8 protein-coding genes and 1 riboswitch are annotated in these 8,612 nt (G+C 47.8%); of the genes, 4 read left to right on the plus strand and 4 right to left on the minus strand.

What is annotated here, in order from left to right:
- From GX135_05805 to GX135_05820, 4 genes are all read right to left on the minus strand, one after another.
- Window positions 1-476, minus strand: a 476-nt coding sequence (locus GX135_05805) for a polysaccharide deacetylase family protein (GenBank protein ID NLN85599.1), incomplete at its 3' end; no start/stop codon positions are given.
- A complete protein-coding gene (locus tag GX135_05810) occupies window positions 473-2,284 on the minus strand; it encodes a hypothetical protein (GenBank protein ID NLN85600.1) in 1,812 nt (603 codons plus the stop codon). The genes GX135_05805 and GX135_05810, both read right to left, overlap by 4 nt.
- Before the next feature lie 2 nt (window positions 2,285-2,286).
- On the minus strand, window positions 2,287-3,381 hold the full coding sequence (locus tag GX135_05815; GenBank protein NLN85601.1) for a hypothetical protein: 1,095 nt from the start codon (window positions 3,379-3,381) through the stop codon (window positions 2,287-2,289).
- Window positions 3,368-4,093: a methyltransferase domain-containing protein gene (locus tag GX135_05820; protein ID NLN85602.1), complete on the minus strand. Its 726-nt coding sequence runs from the start codon at window positions 4,091-4,093 to the stop codon at window positions 3,368-3,370. The genes GX135_05815 and GX135_05820 overlap by 14 nt, the downstream gene beginning before the upstream one ends.
- 263 nt (window positions 4,094-4,356) lie before the next feature.
- Window positions 4,357-4,541, plus strand: a riboswitch (cobalamin riboswitch).
- Between the two features lie 68 nt (window positions 4,542-4,609).
- On the opposite strand from GX135_05820, the gene GX135_05825 reads away from it, so the two are divergent.
- From GX135_05825 to GX135_05840, 4 genes are all read left to right on the plus strand, one after another.
- A complete protein-coding gene (locus tag GX135_05825) occupies window positions 4,610-5,848 on the plus strand; it encodes a T9SS type A sorting domain-containing protein (GenBank protein NLN85603.1) in 1,239 nt (412 codons plus the stop codon).
- A gap of 86 nt (window positions 5,849-5,934) precedes the next feature.
- Complete coding sequence (locus GX135_05830; GenBank protein ID NLN85604.1) at window positions 5,935-7,080, plus strand: acyl-CoA dehydrogenase; 1,146 nt, start codon at window positions 5,935-5,937, stop codon at window positions 7,078-7,080.
- 3 nt (window positions 7,081-7,083) lie between these two features.
- A complete protein-coding gene (locus GX135_05835) occupies window positions 7,084-7,419 on the plus strand; it encodes a PAS domain-containing protein (GenBank protein ID NLN85605.1) in 336 nt (111 codons plus the stop codon).
- Window positions 7,346-7,972: an epoxyqueuosine reductase QueH gene (locus GX135_05840; protein ID NLN85606.1), complete on the plus strand. Its 627-nt coding sequence runs from the start codon at window positions 7,346-7,348 to the stop codon at window positions 7,970-7,972. Before GX135_05835 ends, GX135_05840 begins: the two co-directional genes overlap by 74 nt.
- Window positions 7,973-8,612: the final 640 nt, after the last annotated feature.

The following is an 8,612-nucleotide window of genomic DNA, read 5'->3' on the forward strand; positions in this document are numbered from 1 at the left end:
AAATGTGCTTTGCTGGGCTTACAGAAGCATCTCAACGCATTCACACTTCCTGCTCCAAAATCGTATCTCCGGGCTGGGATTGAGGAATCTGCCTGATAGCCTAATTCTCCCAATACATCGAAAGTGGATTCTGAAATTTTCAACAGAGGCGCACGAAAAATCCGTGGGGCGCTTCCAGTGATGTCACCAAGGATATCCGTGGCTTTGCCAAGCAGTTTTTTTTGCTTTTTATAAGGGGTTTCAGGCCCAAAATTTTCCTCCACATCCAAGCCATGATGCAAGCCGTGAGTGCCGATTTCATAACCTAAATCAGCAGCCTTCAAGATTATACCGGGATTTGCCGCAGCAAAGCTTCCCGTGAAAAAAAGGGTGGGATGCAAATCATAACATGCGAATATCTTGAAAAGCCTCGCCACACTTCGTTCTGAACCAGGAATCCAATCAAAATCAACACTGATATGAATCTTGTTTCTCATGATTTCAGTCCTCTTTTCAACACCAGGAAATCTTCCAGCACCAATGCATCCAGACCCGTTGAATAAAAAGTGCGGATTGCATCGAAGGGAGAATTCACAATTGGTTCGCCTCTCACATTGAAGGAGGTATTGAGCAGCACTGGTATTCCAGTAAGTTTTCCCGTTTCTGTAATCAATCGATGCCATAGGGGCAGGACACTTTCTGCCACAATCTGAGGGCGCACAGTTTGATCCACATGGACTGTAGCCGGAGCTTGTTCCTCCAATAATGGTTTTGCCTTGTCCGCGCAGATCATGAAGGGACTGTTTACAGCATGAACCAGAAATTGATCTGCATGCTCAGCCGTCATTGATGGACAGTAGGGGCGCCAGGATTCCCGGAACTTCACTTTCGCATTGATCTCATCCTTCACTTGTTCCTTGTTTGGGCAGGCGATGATACTGCGTCCTCCCAAAGCTCTTGCTCCCATTTCAGCACCACCATGAAACCAACCGACAAACTTGCCCTGAGCCAAGAGTCGGGCTGTTTCAATCGCTGGGTCACGCATTTCCCGATACTCTATACCGCTTATTTCCAAGGCTTTACGGATGGTGTCCAGGCTATAGCTGGCACCGTGCTGCACATGCAGAAGCGGATCCCCAGGGTCATCTCCCAGTTGACGGGAAACATAGTAAGCGGCTCCCAAGGCTGAGCCATCATCAGAAGCGGCCGGATGTATGAACAGCTCTTTCACTTCCTGCATCTCAGAGATTGAATAATTGGCTTTGCAATTCATAAATACTCCGCCAGCCAGGCAAAGCTTATTAAGTCCGGTTTCATGTGTCATCCGGCGAACAATGGCCTGCAAAGCCTCTTCCAGACGAGTCTGCACGGCATAGGCCAGAGCCATATACTTCGGAAGGAGATAGCGGTTGATATTTTTGCCATGATGCTCGGCCCTTTCATCGATCCCGATGGGAACCAGTTTAGGATCGATTTCGGTGATATACTTCACCAACTTATCTGTGAAACGGGGATGATGATAATTTCCACCGAGCTTGAAAAAGTATGGATTCAATTCAAATTCGTATCTATCGACCTTGAGAATCTTATCCAGATGCCCCAGCCAGGGGTTTGCATCTTTGCTTTCTTCGCCATAGGCAGCCAGACCCATGAGCTTACCTTCATCCCGATTGGCGTGAAAACCCAAATAAGCGGTAAATCCTCCATAAAACCAACCCAAAGAATACGGAACCGGATACTCAAGAATCTTGGTAAATTCTCCTTTGTAAATTTTGTATCCAGATACACAAGCCTCCTCCCCATGCCCATCTGCCACCAGAACCAAAGCATCCTGATATCCAGACTGATAATAAGCTTGATAAGCATGGCTCAGGTGATGATTAACGTAAACCAGTTCAGGGAGCCTGCCCTTGAATCCACTCTCCCGCAAGCCTGCATAGATCATGCTTTGGTAGTTTGCAGGCCGATATTGGTTTATATAGTTTATCACTCCCCCCATTCCATCACCCTGCCCAGAGTTCCTGGGCTGGTTTTGAAACAGCTTTCTGGCAGCGGCTCGCGCCATATTGCTCAAAATCCTGTAAGGGTATTTTCCACAATCCCAATTGATGGCGATTTTATCCACTTCTTCCAACTTGATATTTTGGGAACCCAGGCACCAAGCCAGTGATTGAGCCGGGAACAGCGAGTGAGAACTCTTCAAACGGTTGAAACGCTCTTCATGAGAGAATGCCCGCAGTTTGCCATCGATTACCAAAGCGGCGGAGGGATTCTGGCCAAAGGCATTAATTCCAAGAACTATCAAGTTTATATCTCCACATCAAAGCAGGAGAGATCTATCTTTGACATCAGTTCTTGCGCCCCCAATTGCTGGAGTGCCGGAGCTACGGCGGCAGCATAATACAGCTTGCTTTCCCTCAGTTTGATTCTACCTTCTTCCCGGCTGATGAAACCGTGACGGATTTGATTACTGAGATGGGCGTCAGTGTAAGATACCCCGAACATCTTTTGAAACATATACTCTTTGAACACATTAAAAACGCAATCTGTATGCCAGTCTTCTGTGATTTCCGCCGGGATTTGCCAATCCAATTCGCTGGTAATGGTGTCCAAAATGTGATCGGGGTTCCATTTTTCAAAACTATAAAACATGATTGGCTTCACATCGGGATAGGAGAGCCGCAGAAATGAGGAACTTGGAAACACAGCCAGGCATCCAAGGATACTGGTGCGCAGCTGTGCCAATACTCCCCAGGCAAACTTGGGCGAAGAGACCATTGCCCTGGCCATTTTAACCCCGCTTTGCAAGAGGCCTTCCCTTTGAAACTGATGCTTGGCATCCCCGGTGTGGCGGATGGCCAAAAAGGGTGAGTATTCCAAAGGCGTGGACGACCACACCACATAAGGAATCTTCCGCTGGGTTGCCAGTTTCGAACCCAGAATGTGCAGGTGTTTACAGGCCACACAGGTCATCCCTGCAGCTGTGGCATCCGGATGCGCCAGCCAGGCTTTGAAATAGTTGAGAAAAGCATCAGAGTGAGCATTCTCTTTCAAAGATGTGTAATGCAGCTTAACTCCCAATCTGGCGCAAGTTTTTTCAGCATTACGGATGGCATAATCACGGCTGCCTCCATGGGTATAGATAAAAGCTTCCGCTTTCAGGTGATAGTGCTTCACCAGCCTGTATAGCGCATAGGTGCTATCCTTTCCTCCGCTCAGTCCAACAAGGCAATCCGCCTTGCCTTGGTGTGAACCCAAACCCTTGAATTTGTTCCTGAGAGCCTGTTCACCCAAGATAGTGTATGGTGGATAACCCTCCCGGCACCAAGCGCAAACTCCTTCGCTGTCAAAATTACTCCCCGGCACTGAATCCGGCATCAGGCATAGTTTACATCTTTGCATTGCTTTTCATCCTTAGTGCATAAACACAAGCTTTTGTGAAGTGATTGTAACTGATATCGACAGGCTTTAAACCCGATCTTGATATGGCTGCCTGGATTACTTCGGCTTTGATGTGATAATGATTTACCCCCAAAAGCACTAAACCATCATCTTTCAGGTGCTTCGGACAATCTGCGAGAAACCTCCTGATTGTGGCACCCCCATCAGCGCCTCCGCAAAACCGTTCACGGAATTCTTCATCTTGAATCATTCCCAATTGTTCTGCTTTCTGTTCCATCAGATATGGAGCATTGAAAACGATAATATCAAAAAGTCCCAATCCGCAATCAAACAAATCACTGTGATGATAGCTGATCAACGAAGTGGAATCGGATTTTGATGCAAAGTCTATAACATCTTTACACATGTCCACAGCCGTGATTGATTTGCATGCAAACCTGGCTCTGGCGAACCTGGCTAAAACCGCATACGCTCCACAGCCCATATCCAGAACTTCCATTCCCACACGGCAATGCCTGATCATGCTTCCCCGCAGGGCGAGGGTGGTCCAATCCCAATATTGACCCCGGCTTGCTTCAGGAGGATCAAAGCCAAAGACTGCCCGAAACAACTCACGATTACTCCGGAGCTGCCTTGCCATGTTACTGTAGCAATGATATAATTTCATCTTACTGACGTCCTGGACCTCTAATAATAAATGGTTGTTGCTCAAAACAATTCATTCTCATGCATTACCTGACAAATACTGGCGGCAAGTTCAATCTTTGCGTAAAACATCGTATAATTAAGCACATTAGTTGTCAAGGAGAATAACAAATTTGATATGATATTGTTCGCAAACTTGTTTGGACTTGGACATTCCTATAGTATTAACACTTTTTTTTCATCAAATACAACTGATCCCGCCCTGTTCAAAAAATGGGAGATGTGATTTTTCCTCACAAAGGATTTGACACAAAATTGCCTCCGCGTAAAATGGCATCAGAAATTGATGGTGCTACTTTTAGGTAAAAGGGAATCCCGTGAAAAGCGGGAGCGGTAACCGCCACTGTATGCGGCACTTCAGGCCGGAGACGCCACTGCGCGACACGCGTGGGAAGGCTTCTCCACTTTCGAGGCCGCCGCGAGCCAGGAAACCTGCCACCTCCACGCCAAAGCTCATACGGTTTATGTGAGCTTGGGCAAAGTAGCGCAATCCCTGTTCAAAAAAATGCGCAAGGAGAACGCTATGAAAACCAGACACATTATCGCCCTTTTGGCACTAATTATTATTGCCAAAACCCTCACCGCCACGGAAATCTTCGTGATTAATTCCGTTTCCCAAACGCTTTCCCGAATCGACACCGAAAACGGGAGCGTAAACAATTCCTTCGCCCTGCTGGGACAAGCTCCAAACCTGATGGACATGGACGACCAGCATATTTACGTGGTCTGCTCCGGAGACAACGCCATCCAGGTTTTGAACCGCCTAACCGGCGCCCACATCCGCTACATCCCTGTGGCGGGCTCATCAAATCCCTACGCCGTTCTGAAAGTTGGTGAACACCTCTACGTGAGCGGACTTTTCACAGAAAAGCTCTACAAAATCAGCCTGCAAACAAATTCCGTGGTGGCGTCTGTGAATGTGGGAGCCGGCCCGCAGGGTCTTTGCTCGGATGGAAACCGGCTATTTGTTTGCAACACAGGTGGTTGGGCACAAAACTTTGCCAATAGTTCCGTCAGCGTTATTGACCTGGATTCCTTCAGCGTGGAAGCCACCATTCCAACCTGGACAAACCCGCAATTCGCCAGGGTTTGGGATGGTTATCTGCATGTTTCCTGCACCGGAGACTGGAGCGATATCCAGGGAAAACTGGACATCATAAACCTTGCCAACCTCACGCTGGAAAAGCGTTTGGACATTGGCGGTAATCCAGGCTCACTGTGGATTAACCCCAGCGGTATCGGCTACATCGGAGAAGGGATGTCAACCGCGCTCTACAGCTATGACGCAAACACACACACCCTCTTGCACGGCGCGGGCAATCCACTTGCTTATGAAGCCTCTATGGTGCACGGAAACAGCAGCAAGATGGCCTTGTTAAAGCAAAACTGGACTTCAGCTTCGCGAGTGAGTGTTTACGGACTGGATTTTTCCCCATTGGGAAGCTATTATGTGGGCATTTCCAGCACGGACATGATGGTCGCGCCCGAAGTAACATCCATTCAGGATGATGTTTACGCCACTCCCGTCGCGCAAGCCTATCCCAATCCACTGCGCCGGGGAAGCCGGTTAAACCTCAAGCAAATCGCTGAAGATAATTCCCTGTTTCAGCTTTTCAACGTCAGGGGTCAACTCATCCAAAGCCACCAAATCATGAAAGGCGAAAACAGCCTCGATTTGGGCGCGCTGCCAGCCGGGTTATACCTGTATACGCTGGGGAAAAATGGCAATTCCCAACCTGGAAAATTGCTACTTTTGGATTGAAGCCCCAAAGATTTCCCTTGACCTGAGAAAGCGAAGCCAAAAGATTGGAAAACATCGTTAATCATCAGTAATCAAGGAGTTATGATATGAACTACTTTCTAAATGACGACCAACTGGAAATGAAAGAAATAGCGCGGCGCATCGCGGATGAAAAGATGCGCCCGCTTTCCGAAAAATATGATGAAGAAGGAATCTTCCCCTGGGACATCGTGGAAGTGATGCGCCAAAGCGACCTTTTCGCCATTTTGATACCTGAAGAATACGACGGCATCAGCGGCAAAGTTACAGACCTCGTTGTGGTCACGGAAGAGCTCTGCTCCGTGGACGCCGGCATTTCTCTGGCTTTCGGAGCCACAGGTTTGGGCATGTATCCCATCTCCATCGCCGGCACCCAGGAGCAAAAGAAAAAATGGCTGCCCATCATCGCCGCTGGGGAGCAGCTCGCCGCTTTCGCGCTCACGGAGGCCAACGCCGGTTCAGACGCCGGAGCCGTGGAAACTACAGCCCGCAAACAGGGTGATAAATACATCCTCAACGGCACTAAACAGTGGATTACAAATGGCGGCGAAGCAGGGATTTACACCGTATTCGCGATGACGGATAAAAGCAGGGGAGCCAGAGGCGCTTCCTGTTTTGTGGTGGAAAAAGACACCCCCGGCTTCAGCTTCGGCAAAAAGGAAAACAAAATGGGAATCCGAGCTTCAGCCACGCGTGAGCTGATTTTTGAAGATTGCGAAGTTCCCGCCGAAAACATGTTGGGACGTGAAGGCACCGGCTTCATCACCGCGATGAAGGTTTTCGACAAATCCCGCCCCATGGTGGGAGCCCAGGCTGTCGGAATCGCCCGCGGCGCCTTTGAAGCTTCGGTGAAATATGCCAAGGAAAGACATCAGTTTGGCAAACCCATCTCATCCTTCCAGGCTATTCAATTTATGCTGGCGGACATGGCGACTCAGATTGAAGCCGCCCGCGCCCTGGTTTGGCAAACCGCGAAGATGATTGACAGCGGAGAACGCAACTACAGCAAGGAATCCGCCATGTGTAAATACTACGCTTCCGACGTTGCCATGCAGGTCACCACCGACGCCGTTCAAATCCTGGGTGGATACGGCTACATGAAGGAATACCCGGTGGAAAAAATGATGCGTGACGCCAAGATTTTGCAGATTTATGAAGGCACAAACCAAATCCAACGCGGCATCGTTGCCGCCAACCTGCTCAAGGAATTTTGATTGATGCCTGATTGGGTCAGCCATTTTCCCGCCTCCATCACAGTCATCGACCCTGATGGCAACATTATTGAAATGAACGAAAAAGCCCGCGCCACCTACGCTTCTGATGGTGGCGCGGACTTGATTGGCAAAAGCATCTACGCCTGCCATAAACCCCAATCCGAGCAGCGTATCCGAGATATGATTGACGCAGGCGGAAACCACGTTTACACCATCGAACAAGACGGACGCAAAATCCTGATTTATCAACAGGCTTGGCAGCGTGATGGCGAACCCGGCGGCGTGGTGGAAATCGCTTTGGACTTGCCGCCAGAAATCCCGCATCGTGTTCGTTCCTAATCATTTACTGCTGCATAGCTGTTGCGCGCCCTGCCTCATCGCGCCCTATCACGAATTGAAAAATGAGGGCGTCAAAACCACCGTGCTGTGGTATAATCCGAACATCCATCCCGTCACGGAATATCGCGCCAGACTGAAAACTCTGAATGAATTCGCCACGCGGGAAGGCTTTGAACTGATCCTGAAAGACGACTATGGCCTGCGTGAATTCACCCAAAATGTGGCGGACGACATTGACAATCGCTGTGCATACTGCTACCGCACGCGCCTTGAGCTGGCAGCCAAAACCGCCATCGAACTGGGCTGTGACGCCTTTTCCAGCACCCTGCTCTACAGCAAATATCAAAAGCACGAACTGATCTGCGAAATTGCGGAGGAAATGGCAAGCAAATACGGCGTAAAGTTCTTTTATCAGGACTGGCGCGAGCTTTGGGATGAGGGCATCCGGCTTTCCAAGGAAGCTGAAATGTATCGGCAAAAGTATTGTGGCTGCATCTACAGCGAAGAAGAACGCTATTTAAAATCCAAAAAGAAGAAGACGAACAAAGCCTAAAATCTCTCTATCCGTCCCATCCGTCCTTATCCGTTAATTCCGTATTAATTTTTCTCCCTACCCATTTTCATCATTCCAATCAATTCAATCAATCAGAAAATGGCTAAAATCATCCTTAAATATCACTAAGTTTATATCCGGCAGGTGGTTATGAGTTATTCAGGGTTTATCAATCCAATCAATCAATAAATATCTCTTATACGGTCGGTTTCTGGAAAACTGTAAAGACAAGACAGGCTCAAAACTCATAAGATATAGATATATATAGATATATAGTATATAACCTAATATATGAATATATCATCATATATTCATATAATAAGTTATATAGCTACTAATGTCCTGGACTCCTGTCTATTAGCTCTCATTTTTTTTAATGGCATTTTCCAATTTTTCCCATTTCAAAAAGCGCCGGTATAAGAGATATTTATAGATTGATTGATTTGATTGAATGATAAGCTGTGGATGCAAAACTGATAAGGCGCTGCACTGCAGGAACTTGCACTATATTTTCCCCTCAAAAAGCGTCGATTTCTCCCAAAAAGTCCAAAATCGGATTGATTGAATTGATTGAAATGATTAAATGCCTGATTGATGAATCCCCTCTCGATGCGTATCGCATCCACATAAGTCTATACAT

Source organism: Candidatus Cloacimonadota bacterium, assembly GCA_012522635.1.
Lineage (GTDB): Bacteria > Cloacimonadota > Cloacimonadia > Cloacimonadales > Cloacimonadaceae > Syntrophosphaera.

Excerpts from the sequence above, each read along its gene's own strand:
- GX135_05815 (NLN85601.1), bottom strand. The coding sequence starts at position 3,381 with ATGCAAAGATGTAAACTATGCCTGATGCCGGATTCAGTGCCGGGGAGT.
- GX135_05835 (NLN85605.1), top strand. The coding sequence starts at position 7,084 with ATGCCTGATTGGGTCAGCCATTTTCCCGCCTCCATCACAGTCATCGAC.
- GX135_05825 (NLN85603.1), top strand. The coding sequence starts at position 4,610 with ATGAAAACCAGACACATTATCGCCCTTTTGGCACTAATTATTATTGCC.
- GX135_05830 (NLN85604.1), top strand. The coding sequence starts at position 5,935 with ATGAACTACTTTCTAAATGACGACCAACTGGAAATGAAAGAAATAGCG.
- GX135_05840 (NLN85606.1), top strand. The coding sequence starts at position 7,346 with ATGGCGAACCCGGCGGCGTGGTGGAAATCGCTTTGGACTTGCCGCCAG.